A 15,333-nucleotide genomic window follows, 5' to 3' on the forward strand; every position below is an offset into this window, starting at 1 on the left:
CATCATGGAAACCATCCTCGTCACCGGCGGAGCCGGCTTTATCGGCTCGGCAGTGGTTCGCCTGCTTGTCCGTGATGGCAAACGGGTCATCAACCTCGATAAGCTGACCTATGCGGGCAACCCGGAAAGCCTGCGGACGATCTCCAATGCGCCCAACCATCGGCTCGTCCAGGGCGATATCCTCGATAGCGAGATGGTGCTCGGTCTGCTGCGCGAAGAACAGGTCGATGCGATCATGCACCTCGCCGCCGAAAGCCATGTCGATCGGTCGATCGACGGGCCCGGCGCCTTTGTCGAAACCAACGTGGTCGGCACGTTCCGCCTGCTGGATGCCGCGCTGGAGTACTGGCGCGGCCTTGAGGGAACACGGAAGGCAGACTTCCGCTTTCACCACATCTCGACCGACGAAGTGTTCGGCGATCTCGATTTCGACGACAGCCTGTTCACCGAAGAAACGCCCTACGCCCCGTCCTCGCCCTATTCGGCATCGAAAGCCGCCAGCGACCATTTCGTGCGCGCCTGGCACGAAACCTACGGCCTGCCGGTGGTGCTTTCCAATTGTTCGAACAATTACGGGCCATACCACTTCCCGGAAAAGCTCATTCCGCTCGTCATCCTCAACGCCCTCGAAGGCAAGCCGCTGCCGGTCTACGGCACCGGCGACAACGTGCGCGACTGGCTGTTCGTCGACGATCACGCCCGTGCCCTCGTCACGGTGCTGACCACCGGCGCGGTGGGCGAAAGCTATAATATCGGCGGCAATCAGGAACGCACCAACCTGGCGGTGGTGGAAGCGATCTGCGATGCCCTGGACGACCGGCGCCCTCTGGCCGACGGCACATCCCGCCGCGATCTGATCACCTTCGTGGCGGACCGGCCCGGGCACGATCGCCGCTATGCCATCGATGCCAGCAAGATCGCGCGCGAGCTCGGCTGGACCCCTCAGGAAACCTTCGAGAGCGGTCTCGGCAAGACAATCGACTGGTATCTCGAAAACGAATGGTGGTGGGGCCCGATCCGCTCCGGCAAATATGCGGGCGAGCGACTGGGTGCGGACGGCACGTGAAGATCCTCGTTACCGGGCGCGAGGGGCAGGTCGCACGCTCGCTCGCCCAGCAAGGCGCGGGCCGCGATCTGGTGTTCGCGGGGCGGCCCGAGTTCGACCTTGCCGATGGCGATAGTATCGCGCGGACGATCGCGAAGGTACACCCGGATCTGGTGATTTCCGCCGCCGCGTACACCGCAGTCGATCAGGCCGAGGACGAGCCCGATCTCGCGATGGCGATCAATGGCGAGGCGCCCGGCCTGATCGGCCGCGCCGCGGCAGCCATCGGAGTCCCGGTAATCCATCTGTCTACCGATTACGTATTCGATGGCAGCGGAGACCGCCCCTGGCGAGAGGATGATCCGACACAGCCGATCGGCATGTATGGCAAGAGCAAGCTCGCAGGAGAGCAGGCGCTTGCTGCATCGGGTGCCAGCTACGCGATCGTGCGCTCCGCGTGGATATACAGCCCGTTCGGCAGCAATTTCGTCAAGACCATGCTGCGGCTTGCGGAAACGCGCGATACGCTCGGTATCGTCAGCGACCAGCATGGCAATCCGACCTCCGCGCTCGACATTGCCGACGCGCTGCTGGCAGTGGTCGACCGCTGGCAGGAAAATCCCCGTCACGGGATCGACCAGGTCTATCACTTTGCCGGTACCGGAGCGACGGACTGGGCGACGTTCGCGCGCGCGATCTTTGCGGCTGGCGCGGTGCATGGCGGGCCCGACTGCGACGTCGAATCCATCACATCGGCACAATATCCGACCCGGGCCACCCGTCCGGCGAACTCTCGCCTCGATTGCACGAAATTCGAACGGACATTCGGGCTGAAAAGCCCCCCATGGCAGACTTCGCTGGAGAAAGTCGTCGGGACATTGCTGGCTTGAGCCCAATAAGGGTGGACAGGATGAAACGCCCCAGCGCGCTTGGCCCGGTTCATTTCGACATGCAATTTTCGCAAACCCGCGCTAAGCGGACCCGCCCGCATTCGGTATCCGAATTGAAATGACGGCAAAAAGCATCAGGATGGCCATGCCTACCAAAACCCAAGATTATCGGATTTGCGTTGTCGGCCTCGGATATGTCGGCCTGCCGGTTGCGCATGCTTTCGCTGCCAAATTCGACGGCGTGATCGGATACGATATCTCGCGAGCACGCGTCGACGAGCTTACCCGTGGTCAGGATTCGACAGGCGAATTGACGAGTGAGCAGCTTGCGCAAGTCGACCTGGTGTTCACCAGCGACGCTTCAGCAATCGCGAAATGCAATTTTATCGTGGTTGCCGTGCCCACGCCGATCAACATTGATCGCAATCCGGATTTCACCATTCTGCAGAGCGCCTGCAGGACGGTCGGCGCGAATCTCTCTCCCGGGTCCACGATCGTATTCGAATCGACCGTGCACCCCGGCGCCACCGAGGATATTTGTGGCCCGATTCTGGAAGAAGCATCCGGCCTGACTGCCGGAGTAGATTTCAAACTGGCCTATAGTCCCGAACGGATCAATCCGGGCGACAAGGTTCATACGATCGACCAGATCGTAAAGGTGGTGTCGGGGCAGGACGCCGAAACGCTCGAGCTGGTTGCGACCGCCTATGAAGCGATCATCGATGCCGGGGTCCACCGCGCGTCATCGATCAAGGTGGCGGAAGCGGCCAAGGTGCTGGAAAACACCCAGCGCGACATCAACATCGCCCTGATGAACGAGATGGCGAAAATCTGCCATCTTTCGGGCATCCGGACGGCCGATGTGCTTGCCGCAGCGGGCACCAAGTGGAACTTCCTGCCCTTCACCCCGGGCCTCGTCGGCGGGCACTGCATCGGCGTCGATCCCTATTACCTCACCGCGCATGCCGAAAGGATGGGCTACCATCCGGAAGTCATCCTGGCCGGGCGCAGGATCAACGATGGCATGCCCCGCCACGTCGCGACCGAACTGATGCGCCTGATGGCGACGTCGGGGACCGCGATCCAGGGCGCGCGAGTTGGCGTGCTGGGCGCGACCTTCAAGGAAAACGTGCCCGATGTGCGTAACAGCAAATCGGCCGAACTGTTGCAGCAGTTGCGCAGCTTCGGCATGCACGCGGTGTGCCACGATCCGCTCGCCTCGAATGAGGAATTCGAGCAGGACTACGGCATTGCGCTGGCCGATCTGGACGCGTTCACCGATCTCGACGCCTTGGTCTACGCCGTTCCCCATGGGGCTTATGCGGGGCGGATCGATGAGTTGATCGTGGGGTCGCTGCGCGATGGCGGCATCCTTGCAGACATCAAATCGGCCCTCGATCCCGGTGCGATTCCAACGGGCTACACCTATTGGTCGCTCTGATCTTGGCGGCGTAACCAATTGGGACGTTGCAATAAACTGGAATTTGACGGCTGGACGGACTATGCTTGGCACTCTTCGGACACATTCCGCACAGGTAACGGACCGCCAGATGGGGGCGCAGGCTTTGATCGAGGCTAACGAACCGGCGTCTTCGCAAGACCCTCACGCGGCAACGGAGCCTGGTCTGTCGGACTATCTCCAGACCGATCCCGTAATCCCGGGTCTTGAGCCCGCGCAGGATAACCGTGCGGATTGCGAACTGAACGTGGATTACCAGGCTCAGCTGGGCCTGCAGCCGCATCTCCATCTCGACAAGTTCCGGTTCCAGATGCCCCTGATTCTGGGGATCGTTGCCTTGTTACAGCTGGGTCTTGGCCTTGCGCTTGACTCGCAGATCGACAGCCCGTGGGTCGTCAATTCGATATTCTTCACGTTTTGCGCCACCACGCTTAGCTTGCTGAACTATCGCAACCTTCGCCTGTTTCCCGGCGCACGGCGCTATGCGTTCATCCTGCAGGCCTTCTTGCTGCCCAATCTGGGCATGCTCGGACTGCTGCTTTATTTCAGGCTTCCGTACAGCGTACCGCTTCTCGCACTCGGCTTTGCGGCATCGGTGGCGATGACCTGGGTACTCAACGTCATTTTTCGCCATCCCAACACCGAACCGATGATGATCGTGCCGGGGGATCTGACCGCGCGTCTGCTGGCCGAAATGCCCAAGCTTTATTATCGCCTGTGCGAAAGGCCGGAAGACGCGGAAACCACCAATAACCTGGTGGTCGATCTGCATGCCGACCTTTCACCCGAATGGGAACGCGCCATAGCCCGGGCGGCGCTGCGCGGGGCCGCAGTCTACCATGTGAAGCAGGTGTCCGAATCGCTCACCGGGCGGGTGCGGATCGATCACCTGAGCGAAAACAATTTCGGGATGCTGCGGCCCAACGGGGTCTATTTCCGGTTAAAGGATCTGTCCGACAAGATGCTGGCTGCGGTAGGCCTGGTGCTCTTGTCGCCGATCCTCGCAATCGCCATCATCGCGATCCGTCTCGACAGTCCTGGACCGGCAATCTTCCGTCAGGAAAGGGTCGGCTTCCGCGATCGCCCGTTCACGATCCTGAAGCTGCGCACGATGTATCATCGCGACCAGCGCAAGGATCGACGCGAGGACGCGATCACCGTCGACAGCGATCCGCGGGTTACGAAGGTCGGCCGCTTCCTGCGCAAGACTCGGATCGACGAACTGCCGCAGCTTGTGAACGTGCTGCGTGGCGAACTCAGCCTGATCGGCCCCCGGCCCGAGGTGGTGTCGCTGTCGAACTGGTACGATCAGGAGCTCGATTTTTACCCCTACCGGCACATCGTGAAGCCCGGGATTACCGGCTGGGCGCAGGTCAACCAGGGCCATGTCGCGTCGACCGAGGATGTCTATCGCAAGCTGCAGTACGACTTTTATTACGTGAAGAACTTCTCGCTCTGGCTCGATCTGCTGATCGCGCTCAACACCTTGCAGGTAGTCATCACAGGGCGCGGTTCGCGCTGATCGACCCCTTGCAACGGGGCGCACCGCCCCGTCGCCTTTCCCACGCACTTCGTTTTCTCAGGCATCGTATCATGCGAAAAATTCTCGTCACCGGAACCGCCGGGTTCATCGGCTTCCATCTCGCCAAGGAACTGCTTGCCGAAGGCTGGCGGGTCCACGGCTTCGACGGGATGACCGATTACTACGATGTGCGCATCAAGCAGCGCCGCCATGCGATGCTGGCCGAACATAACGCGTTTTCCGCGACCGAGGGCAGGCTGGAAGACGCTGAATTGCTGAAGCAGGTGTGCGATGATTTCCAGCCCGACGTAATCGTCCATCTCGCTGCGCAGGCGGGTGTGCGCTACAGCCTGGAAAACCCGCGCGCCTACCTCGAATCCAATATGGTGGGCACCTTCAACGTCATGGAATGCGCGCGCGAGCTCGGGGTGGACCATCTGCTGATGGCATCGACCAGTTCGGTGTACGGCGCGAACGAGGAAATGCCCTTCCGGGAGACGGAAAAGGCCGACACGCCGCTGACCTTCTACGCCGCGACCAAGAAGGCGACCGAGGCGATGGCGCATTCCTACGCGCACCTGTGGAACCTGCCGACGACCATGTTCCGCTTCTTCACCGTGTACGGACCGTGGGGCCGCCCCGACATGGCCCTGTTCAAATTCACGCGCGGTATCCTGAACGACGAACCGATCGACATCTACAACCACGGCCAGATGTATCGCGATTTCACCTATGTGACCGATCTGGTGCGGGGCATTCGGCTGCTTGTGGATGCGGTGCCCGAGCGTCCGGCCAGCGCCGACGAAATTCCCGAGTGGGACAGCCTGAGCCCCGCGGCACCGTTTCGCGTCGTCAATATCGGCAACAGCGACAAGGTGCGTCTGGAAGATTTCGTCGACGCGATCGAGGCCGAATGCGGCAAGCCCGCCATTCGCAATTACATGGACATCCAGAAAGGCGATGTGCCTGCCACCTGGGCCGATGCGACATTGTTGCGCAATCTGACCGGCTTCGCGCCGCAAACCGGGGTGCGCGACGGCATTCGCCAGTTCGTCGCCTGGTATCGCGACTATTATCAGGCCTGAGGCCGCCGATCAGCCGATGTGAAGCTGCGCCACGATCCGCGCGATGCGTTCGGCTGCTTTGCCATCTCCGTAAGGGTTCTGCGCCTGCGCCATCGCTGCATAAGCGGCTTGATCGTCCAGCAGTCGCTCCGTTTCGGAAACGATGCGCGCGGTATCGGTCGCGACCAGTTTCGCGGTACCGGCAGCAATGCCTTCAGGCCTCTCGGTCGTGTCGCGCATGACCAGCACGGGCTTGCCAAGACTGGGCGCCTCCTCCTGCACCCCGCCGCTATCGGTCAGGATCACGTCGCCCATTTCCTGCAAGCGTACGAAATGGGGGTAATCCAGCGGTTCGATCAAGGCGACATTCTCGCGGTCGGCCAGCATTTCTTCCATGACGGGGCGCACATTAGGGTTGGGATGGACCGGAAAAATCACGCCGACATCCTCGCGCGCAGAGAGCGTGCGCAGCGCCGCCGCTATTCGCTCCATCCCCGGACCGAAATTCTCGCGCCGATGCGCTGTCACCGCAAGTATTCGCTTGCCCGCGAAACGCTTCGCCAACGCGTCGAGCCCGGCGCCCAGCTGTGGCCTGTCGCGCAAGATCGCCCGGGTGGTCAGCAGCGCGTCGATCACGGTATTGCCCGTAACGTGAATCCGCGCGGGATCGGTATTTTCGGCGCGCAGGGCTGCGGCCGCACCTTCGGTGGGCGCGAAGTGCAAATCGGCAATCACGCCCGTGGCGCGCCGGTTCACTTCTTCGGGCCATGGCGAATAGATGTCGCCGCTTCGCAAGCCGGCCTCGACATGACCGACCGGGATTTTGCGGAAATAGGCACTTAGCGAGACGACCATCGTCGTCAGGGTATCGCCATGGACCAGCACGCGATCCGGCTGCAAATCGTCGAGAACCTTGCCGAACGAAAGAAGGATGCGAGAAGAAAGCTCGTCCAGCGATTGGCTGGGTCGCATCAGGTCCAGATCGACGTCGGGCACGATGTCGGCAATATCGAGCACCTGGTCGAGCAATTCGCGATGCTGTGCGGTCACCGCAACGAGAGTTTCGATACCCTTTGTAGCGCGCAGCTGGTGGACCACGGGAAACATCTTGATCGCTTCGGGCCGGGTGCCGAAAACGACCAGGATCCGTGCCATGATGCTGCCTCCTGAAAATGCCGTGCGTGTATCGACCATGCACGTCTCGCTCCGGCTATGGCCAGCCCCGCACGCGCGCGCAAGCCCGAGCCAGGGGGCGGGCGACCGAATGGCAAAGCACCGGGCAAAACCATTTTCCTACTCGTGCCCATGTGCATAAGGGGAGGGCTTCTTCGCATTCTGACAGCAAGGAGCTCCCCCGATGAACGATCGTTTTCGCAACAATGCCGACAGCCCGATGGCGCCAGCCGCGCGCGCCTTTGCCGTCAGCCCTTCGGATGCTTCGGACCTTCCGGACGCGACCAAGGCCATCTATATCGGCGGCGCGGGCGATATTGCCCTGCGACCGATCGGTAACACGCAGGATGTCGTCTTTGTCGGGTTGTCTGCGGGCACGATACTCGACGTCAGGGCCTCGGCGATCCGCGCCACGGGCACCACGGCGACCAACATCGTCGGGCTGGTGTGACGATGCTCGGCTTTGGCACCTACCGGGGCGCACGCCGAACCCGGCCCACCGCCGCCCCCGCCCCTCCGCTCGAGCTGTCCGCCCGTGACGCGCTGATCGCGGCACCGGCCACCCTGGCGGTGTGGGATACGACCGAAGTAGCCTCGATGACGCGGCCCGAAGGTGGAAACCCCTCTACCCCCGCCGATACGATCGGCACGCTGGCCAATCTCAAGACGCCCGGCACCTTCAGCTGGACCTCGGCTTCCCCCTCCACGGCTCCGCAATGGAAGGACGGCATCATCGCATTCGACGGCGTCGATGATGATCTACGACTACAGATCCCAAACCTGCCACGCAGCGATGTGCACGTGATCTTCCTGCTCAAGACCGACGACCCCACAGGTCTGCTGGTGTATACCGGCACCAACACGTATCTGGGTGCCTGGGAAGTCAGTACCGCGGCCAACAGCAGTGGCGGTGGGACGTGTCATATCGACGGCACAGTCGTTTCCTCGGGCAACCCGACCCGCAGCCAGATCAAGGCGTCGGTTGCGGACGGCCATGTCCATCGCATCGGCTTCCAGATGGCCCACGGATCCACCAGTCAGCTCCCGCGGATCGGGGGATATGGCGTGCAATATTGCGTGCAGGGTGTGCTGATCCCGATCTGCGCGCTGCAAACTACGCACAGCGGCTTTCCCGATGCGCTCGCTCTCGCCATCGCCTATTTCGACGAACGGGCGGCCGGACTGACGGAATAACGGAAGACCGGATGCGCAAATTCGCGTGCCCAAGTGCAGGATTGACCGGCGGCTAGAACCCGTGCCCGGGACCTTGTCCGATCGATCCGGAGACGGAGAAAGCGGCCCGTCGATCCTGCTGTTCGGCGCGACATACGCGCCCGGTTTCCTTTACAAATTCAGCACCTGTCACTAGGCGTGGCGCCGCTGGCCGACCGGGGCGGCCACGGAGAGTTTCTTTGCATATCTTGATGAGCGTCAACCGGGCGTGGAATGTCTGGAACTTCCGCCAGCCGCTGGTCGAAGCGCTGATCGCCGATGGACACCGGGTTACGATACTCGCACCCGCAGACGAGACGGTCGCGAAGCTCGAGGGCATTGGCGCGCAAGTTGAACCTTTCGCGATGAATGCGGGCTCGTTCGGCACGTTCGAAAATGCGACACTCGTGCCACGCTTTGGCCGCGCGTTCCGGACGCTGCAGCCGGACATCGTGCTCAGCTTTACCATCAAGAACAATCTGTTCGGCGCGCTGGCTGCGCGGTGGCAGGGCATTCCTTTTGTTCCCAACGTGACCGGGCTGGGGACGGTATTCCTGGGTTCGCGCGCGCTCTTCGAAATCGGGCGGGCGCTTTACCGGGTAAGCCTGGGCAAGAGCCCCGTCGTCTTCGTGCAGAACGAGGACGATCGGGAATTCCTCGTGTCGAAGCGGGTCCTGCGAGCGCGGCAATTGCGGCTGTTGCCGGGATCGGGCATCGATACCCAGCGGTTCACTCCCTCCCCCCTGCCCGGCAAGTCGGATGAAGTGATCTTCCTCATGATATCGCGCCTGCTGCGCGACAAGGGGATCGAGGAGTATCTCGCCGCCGCGCGCCGCGTCAGGCGAACGCGGGGCAATGCGCGGTTCCAATTGCTCGGCCCGCTCACATCGGACAACCCTACCGCGCTCTCCGCAGCCGAACTGCAGCCCTTCATTGACGATGGCTCGATCGAGTATCTCGGCGCAACCGACGATGTCAGGCCGTTTATCGAAGAAGCCGACTGCGTGGTATTGCCGTCCTATCGCGAGGGCGCGCCCCGATCCCTGATCGAGGCCGCAGCGATGGGGCGCCCCCTGGTCGCGACCGACGTCGCCGGGTGCAGCGCGGTGGTCGATGATGGTGAAACCGGCTTTCTGTGCGCCGCGCGCAGCAGCGATGCGCTGGCCGATGCGTTGGAAAAAATGCTCGATCTCGGGCCGGATGCGCGTCAGGCGATGGGGATGGCGGGGCGCACGAAAATGGTTGCGCAGTACTCGGTCGATTACGTGATCGAGGCCTACCGGCAAGCCATTGCGGAGTTGACTCGACCGACACGAAACGATCAAGCGTGAACGGTCGGCAAGGACGAGCCGCATCGCTCGCATGGCGAACAGGGCGGCCTGCGAACCGAGACCGGAAGGGGTTACCATCAATGGCGGCATTTGCGGGCCGGAAACGCCAACGCCAGAAGCGTGGAGCAGCAGAGCAGACTACGGAGCCGATCGTGGTGGTCGCTGCGCTGTTCGCCTTCATGATGGCCGCGCTTGGCGGATCGTCGCGCTACGACGCGATGCAGCTTGCGATCCTGCTGCCGATCGCGTGCCTTGCTGCCGGGTACGGTTTGCTGAAGTCGTGGGACAATGACTGGCGAGAGCTGCGCACGCCCCTGATCGTGCTGCTGCTGTGGACGGGGCTGTGCGTTGTGCAGCTGATCCCGCTGCCGCCCGACCTTTGGCGAGCGCTCTCTGGGCGAGGGCCGATGACGCTGGTTGCCGATGCGATCGGCGACCGCAACTGGCGTCCGCTATCGATGGTACCCTGGCGCACGCAGCACGCCCTGTGGATGATGGCGGTGCCGCTTTCCACCCTGTTCGTCTGGGCCGCGCTCGGGCGCAAGTCCATGAGATTTGCGATCGTCACGATCATTGCGATCGCGTTGGCGAGTGCACTGCTGGGGATATTGCAGGCGTCTTATGGCGAAAGCAGCGCCCTGCATTATTACAAATATTCGGATCCGCGCCAGCCGGTCGGCCTGTTCGCCAACCCAAATCACGCGGCCATTTTCGGCGCCGCGTCGATGATCCTGATTGCCGGATTTGCGCGGATGGCACCGCGTCCGCAGCCAAGTTGGGTGTTCCCCTCGCTTGGCGTGATCTACTTCACTTTGCTGATGTTCCAGCTGATCAACGGGTCGCGTGGGGGGCTTGCGCTGACCGCCCTGGCGTTGGGATGCAGTGGCATGCTGTTCGTGATCGAAAAGCCGCGGTCGCGCAGGCAACGGGGTGGCACGAAACTCTCGAACTTGCTGCGCTCGCACCGGTTCAGCATCGCCGCTCCGCTGGTTTTGATCTCTGTGGTGCTGCTCTTCCTGCTATATCTCGCGGACCGCATGCCCGCCCTGCAGCGTTTGTCGGCTGCTGGCCCGTTGGACGATCTGCGCTTTCGAGTGACGCCCATTCTGGTGCGCATGGCGGGCGACTTCTTCCCCTGGGGCTCGGGCTTCGGAAGCTTCGAAGACGTGTTCTATGCCTACGAGACCAATGAGGTTCTCATTCCATCTTATTTGAATCAGGCGCACGACGACTGGCTGCAGGTTGTCATCGAAGGCGGGCTGCCCGCAGCGGCACTGTTGATCGCGGGCATGATCTGGATCGCGCGTACTCTCATCCGATTATGGCAGTCCGGGAGGGAGGGCCGGATCGCGGCACTTTGCGGCGCGGGCATCACAACCGTCTTGATCCTCGGCAGTGGATTCGACTATCCGCTGCGAACCCCACTGTTTCAGATGGTTGCGATATTACTGCTCGGGATTCTTGCCCACCTTCCTGCCACTTTGCGAGATCGGCAGGCAGGCGAGGTTTCATATTCTCACAGAGCTTCGGCGGTTACAGAGCCCGCCATGGAGGACGGGACGCCATGACCCATAAATTCGGCCTGTTAGCCTTGCTGTGCTTGTCTGCGTTGGCGCTGGGCGGCTGCGCGACCACCCGTGAGATCGCCGCCGCTCCCGGCATCGAGGCGACCGACCTGCAATCGCTGCCAGCGCCCAAGACCGGTGCATACTACGGTCTGCGTCCTCTCGATTCGCTGCAGATTGCCGTGCGCCAGGACGAAACACTGGGTGGAACCTACGTGGTCGAGACGGACGGCTACATCGACTATCCTTATCTGGGGCGGGTGTATGCCGCGGGGCTTCTGCCCGGCGAACTCGCCAATCGGATTGCGGCGGGCCTCAATCCCCGCTTCGTACTCAACCCGGATGTAACGGTGCGGGTGAGCAGCGAACGTGCCCCAACGATCTCGATCGGCGGACAGGTTGCTACACCCGGCAACGTATCCGTCATCCAGGCGCCCACTTTGATGCGGGCGGTCAATATGGCTGGTGGTACGACCGAATATGCGAAGCTCGACGACGTGCTGATCTTTCGCGAGGTCGATGGCCGGAAGTATATCGGGGTCTATAATCTTTCCGCTATCTACCGCGGCAACTACGAGGATCCCGCACTCTATCCCGACGATATCGTGATGGTCGGCGATTCGCCCGCCCGGCGCCGGGCTGAATCACTTCTCCAACTGTTTTCCCTTGCCATCACGCCGGTCATCTTGGTCGACCGGCTCGTTAACTGAGACCCTCATGGATTTTGCCCCTACGCAACAGCATCCCAGCGACGCCGAGACCACAGCCGAAACGGGGCACGGTTCGGGCGGATTGACCGACCTCCTCGATCCGCAGCGATTGGCGCAGCGGGCGTTCGAGCTGCGGTACTGGCTGCTGGGTATCGTCGCCGCCGCAGTAACTCTCGCGATCCTCGCAACCGTCCTGCAAGACCCGCAGTACCTTGCAAGTTCGCGGATCGAGATCAGCCGTGTGGACGCCGGGGCGACCCAGATCGAGGGTGTCGCAATCGATGTCGAGAACCGTGACCGGCAATATTACCAAACGCAGTATGTCCTGCTGCGGTCCCGCTTCCTTGCCGAACGGGTCGTCGAAGCCGAAAACCTGACGCAGGACCGTGCGGTTATCGAAGCGCTCGGCTACCCGGAGACTGCCTCACCGTCGGCCGAACAGCTTGCCCGCAATCTTCTCGGTCATGTTCAGGTCGAACCTATCCCTGAATCCAACCTCGTCGACATTTCCGTCAGGACCGGCGGAGCTGCCGCGTCGGCCAAGCTTGCGAATGCCTGGGCCGAGCAGTTTATCCAGACCAACTACGACAAGCGGTTCGGCGACACGCAGAGCGCCCGCCGGCGGTTGGAACGGCAATTGGCGGAACAGCGCGAACGGCTCGAAATTTCCGAAGCTGCGCTGATTTCCTATGCCAACGAAAATGGCATCGTTGTGCTGCAGCGTGGAGCATCGGGCGATAGTGAAGGCGGAGGACAGCAGACCCTCGTGGAAACCCGCCTATCGCAATTGAACGAAGCTCTGGCCGCAGCAACCGCTCGCCGGATCGAAGCCGAGGGTACCGCGCGTGCGGCCTCGGTCGCGAATGCGGGCGCGGCGACGATCCGTTCCCGGATCGCGGAGGTCGAGGCCACGCTTGCAAGGCTGCGTACCACGCTTGGCCCGGAAAATTCCCAGGTAGAGGCAAGCGAGGCCGAGCTTCGTTCGCTCAGGTCGGCGCTATCGAAGGAAAGCGGCATCACGGGCGCTGCGAGCGATGCGCAGTTGCGTGGTGCGCGACAGGTCGAAGCAGAGCTGCAAGCCCGGTTCGACCGGGCGAAGGCCGAGTATCTGGCGCAGCAGAATCAGGGCGTGCAATACGGCATCCTGGATCGGGAGGTGAACACCAACCGGCAATTATACGACGCCTTGCTGCAGCGTTACAAAGAGCTGGATGTCGTTGGCGGCGGACGGAACAACATCGCGCTAGTCGAGCGCGCAGAACCGCCCGGCGGACCCTACAGCCCGTCTTTGGTGAGGAATCTCTTCCTTGCCCTGCTGGCGGCGCTGGCCCTTTGCGGCGGACTTATTTTCGCCCGCGAGATCTTCGACGATACGGTCCGCGATCCGTCCGAACTGCGGCGCAGGCTGGGGCTCCCCGTGCTCGGCCTCATTCCCAAGTTCGAGGCCGACGAGGTCGAGAATCAGCTGGGCGATACGCACTCCGAGCTATCCGAAGCCTATGCCTCCACGCGCGTTGCGATCAATTTCGCGACCAAGCCGGACGACAAGATCATCCTTGTCACCAGCACGCGTCCGGATGAGGGCAAGTCGCTCACCTCGCTCGCCATTGCTTATAACTTCGCGCGCCTGAAGAAGAAGGTGCTGCTGATCGACATGGATTTGCGGCGCAAGGGCATTTCGATCCGGCTGAACGAGTCGAAATCTACCGAGGGGATGTCGACCTATCTTGCCGGCCAGATTTCCAGCCTGCCGACCGTTCACAAGGACGAGTTCGGGCTCGATTTCGTCCGCGCTGGCACTTCGACGCTGAACCCGGCCGACATTCTTTCGACCTCCCAGTTCCAGATCGTACTCGACGAACTGAGGAAGCATTACGACTGGATCGTTCTCGATGCGCCGCCGTTGCTCGGCCTGGCCGACACTCCCCAGATTGCCGACGCGGTCGACGGGATCGTTTACGTCGTGCAGGCAAACGGCAGCACGTTCCGCTCGGTTCGCCAGGCGATCCAGCGGCTGCGCGCCACCCACGGCAAGCTGCTCGGTGCAGTGGTCACGAAGCTCGATTACCGTAACGAAAGCTATGCCTACGGCTACAAGTACGGCTACGGTTACGATTACAAGTCCGAGTAAGGGGGCGGAGCCAGATGATGACGGTACCGATGCGCCCCTGGATCGCAACGGCCATCGTGGTGGCAAGCCTGCTGTCGGCTGTCGCGGCAGGCCAGCAGGCGTTTGGCAATGCTGTCGCCAGGATCCTCCCCGACGCGGCGGCCAGGGCCTCGTCATCCTCGCCCTATCCGCTTGAGAAGCTGGCTCGTGCGAACATGACGGTGGGCACGCAGGAGCAGGGCTTCGCATCGGTCGATGTCAGCAAATCTTTGCCCTACGCGCGCGAGGCGCTGAACCGTTCCTTGCTCAGCCCGCTCTCGCTCGCGATCCTCGCCTGGAATGCCCCGCCAGAGCAGCGCGAGCGGATACTCGATGCGGCGAGCAATATCAGCCGGCGCGAAGCGCTGCTCCAGACGGCGTTGATGATCCAGGCATCTGCGCGCGGTGACGACGCAGCGACGCTGCCGATCATCGACGCGTTGCTGCGGGTCAACCCGAAGGCGACCGGCACGATCGGCACGGGCCTGGTGCAGGCGCTCCGGCAAGAGGCTTCCATTCCGGAACTGCAAAAGCTGATGGCTGGAGGTGCCCCCTGGAGCGATGCGTTCCTGCTAGCGGCTTCGCGGGATGCAGAGGCAGCCGACAACCTTGTTCGCCTGCGCCTTGCCCTGCCGCCCGAGGCCGACATTTCACCAGAAACCGATCGCGATCTGGTGGTGAACCTAGTCCGCGCGGGCAAGTTCGGCGGCGCGATTGCGCTCTACCGCGCCTTCGATCCCTCGGGCAAAACCGCAGCACAGGCGAAGCAGCTCGATTGGAAGGCGCAATTCCCGCCCTTCGACTGGGACCTGACCGACAGCTACGATGCCTATGCACGAACCCGGCCCGAAGGGGGGCTGGCGATCCGTGTTCAGCCCGGCAGTGGCGGCGTGCTGGCCACCCGCATGCTTGATCTGCCACCCGAGGTAGCCGCCCTGCGCATCGAACATGCGATAGAGATCGGTGGAGACAGGGATACGCTGTCGGCCAAGCTCACATGCGCCGGCGACGGCCCCGAACTGTCCGCGAAAGATTTCGGCACCTCGCCAGTAGTTCTGCCCGTGCCGGCACGACCGGCGGGCTGTGACGTCCTGGTCCTGTCGATCGAGGGGCGGGCATGGTCTACCGGCGGCACGATCAAGGGCCCGATCACTGCCATCAAACTGCTGCGCTAGCCGCAGCCGAGGCAGCCGCTTGTCACGCCAAGGGCCAC

13 protein-coding genes are annotated in these 15,333 nt (G+C 62.4%); 12 read left to right on the forward strand and 1 reads right to left on the reverse strand.

Annotation, left to right across the window (positions count from 1 at the left end):
• Window positions 1-4 precede the first annotated feature (4 nt).
• The 5 genes from rfbB to AAG591_RS05975 all read left to right on the forward strand — a co-directional run bounded on the left by rfbB (window position 5) and on the right by AAG591_RS05975 (window position 6,001).
• Window positions 5-1,066, forward strand: a complete 1,062-nt coding sequence (rfbB, locus tag AAG591_RS05955) for a dTDP-glucose 4,6-dehydratase (protein WP_342530132.1) — start codon at window positions 5-7, stop codon at window positions 1,064-1,066.
• Window positions 1,063-1,935 carry a dTDP-4-dehydrorhamnose reductase gene (gene rfbD / locus AAG591_RS05960; protein ID WP_342530134.1) on the forward strand — a complete coding sequence of 291 codons (873 nt, stop codon included), beginning with the start codon at window positions 1,063-1,065 and terminating at the stop codon, window positions 1,933-1,935. The genes rfbB and rfbD overlap by 4 nt, the downstream gene beginning before the upstream one ends.
• 145 nt (window positions 1,936-2,080) lie before the next feature.
• On the forward strand, window positions 2,081-3,376 hold the full coding sequence (locus AAG591_RS05965; protein WP_342530137.1) for a nucleotide sugar dehydrogenase: 1,296 nt from the start codon (window positions 2,081-2,083) through the stop codon (window positions 3,374-3,376).
• Between the two features lie 61 nt (window positions 3,377-3,437).
• The gene (locus AAG591_RS05970; RefSeq protein ID WP_342530138.1) at window positions 3,438-4,916 is read left to right on the forward strand and encodes an exopolysaccharide biosynthesis polyprenyl glycosylphosphotransferase; all 1,479 of its coding nucleotides are present in this window, start codon (window positions 3,438-3,440) and stop codon (window positions 4,914-4,916) included.
• Window positions 4,917-4,987: 71 nt separating this feature from the next.
• On the forward strand, window positions 4,988-6,001 hold the full coding sequence (locus tag AAG591_RS05975) for an NAD-dependent epimerase/dehydratase family protein (RefSeq protein ID WP_342530140.1): 1,014 nt from the start codon (window positions 4,988-4,990) through the stop codon (window positions 5,999-6,001).
• 9 nt (window positions 6,002-6,010) lie between these two features.
• On the opposite strand, the gene wecB is transcribed toward AAG591_RS05975, so the two are convergent.
• Complete coding sequence (gene wecB, locus AAG591_RS05980) at window positions 6,011-7,135, reverse strand: non-hydrolyzing UDP-N-acetylglucosamine 2-epimerase (protein WP_342530141.1); 1,125 nt, start codon at window positions 7,133-7,135, stop codon at window positions 6,011-6,013.
• Window positions 7,136-7,337: 202 nt separating this feature from the next.
• On the opposite strand from wecB, the gene AAG591_RS05985 reads away from it, so the two are divergent.
• From AAG591_RS05985 to AAG591_RS06015, 7 genes are all read left to right on the forward strand, one after another.
• Window positions 7,338-7,604 carry a spike base protein, RCAP_Rcc01079 family gene (locus tag AAG591_RS05985; RefSeq protein ID WP_342530142.1) on the forward strand — a complete coding sequence of 89 codons (267 nt, stop codon included), beginning with the start codon at window positions 7,338-7,340 and terminating at the stop codon, window positions 7,602-7,604.
• Window positions 7,601-8,347: a hypothetical protein gene (locus tag AAG591_RS05990; protein ID WP_342530143.1), complete on the forward strand. Its 747-nt coding sequence runs from the start codon at window positions 7,601-7,603 to the stop codon at window positions 8,345-8,347. The genes AAG591_RS05985 and AAG591_RS05990 overlap by 4 nt, the downstream gene beginning before the upstream one ends.
• Before the next feature lie 230 nt (window positions 8,348-8,577).
• Window positions 8,578-9,696 carry a glycosyltransferase family 4 protein gene (locus AAG591_RS05995; protein WP_342530144.1) on the forward strand — a complete coding sequence of 373 codons (1,119 nt, stop codon included), beginning with the start codon at window positions 8,578-8,580 and terminating at the stop codon, window positions 9,694-9,696.
• 80 nt (window positions 9,697-9,776) lie between these two features.
• A complete protein-coding gene (locus AAG591_RS06000; protein WP_342530145.1) occupies window positions 9,777-11,264 on the forward strand; it encodes an O-antigen ligase family protein in 1,488 nt (495 codons plus the stop codon).
• Window positions 11,261-11,971 (forward strand): polysaccharide biosynthesis/export family protein, encoded by a 711-nt coding sequence (locus AAG591_RS06005; protein ID WP_342530147.1) that lies wholly within the window; start codon window positions 11,261-11,263, stop codon window positions 11,969-11,971. The genes AAG591_RS06000 and AAG591_RS06005 overlap by 4 nt, the downstream gene beginning before the upstream one ends.
• A gap of 7 nt (window positions 11,972-11,978) precedes the next feature.
• Window positions 11,979-14,102, forward strand: coding sequence for a GumC family protein (locus AAG591_RS06010; protein WP_342530148.1), 2,124 nt, complete (start codon window positions 11,979-11,981; stop codon window positions 14,100-14,102).
• A gap of 14 nt (window positions 14,103-14,116) precedes the next feature.
• Entirely contained in the window at window positions 14,117-15,295 is a 1,179-nt protein-coding gene (locus AAG591_RS06015) for a hypothetical protein (protein ID WP_342530149.1), read from the forward strand.
• Window positions 15,296-15,333 lie beyond the last annotated feature (38 nt).

Origin of the sequence: Citromicrobium bathyomarinum (assembly GCF_038594485.1) — a bacterium.
Classification (GTDB): domain Bacteria; phylum Pseudomonadota; class Alphaproteobacteria; order Sphingomonadales; family Sphingomonadaceae; genus Alteriqipengyuania; species Alteriqipengyuania bathyomarina_A.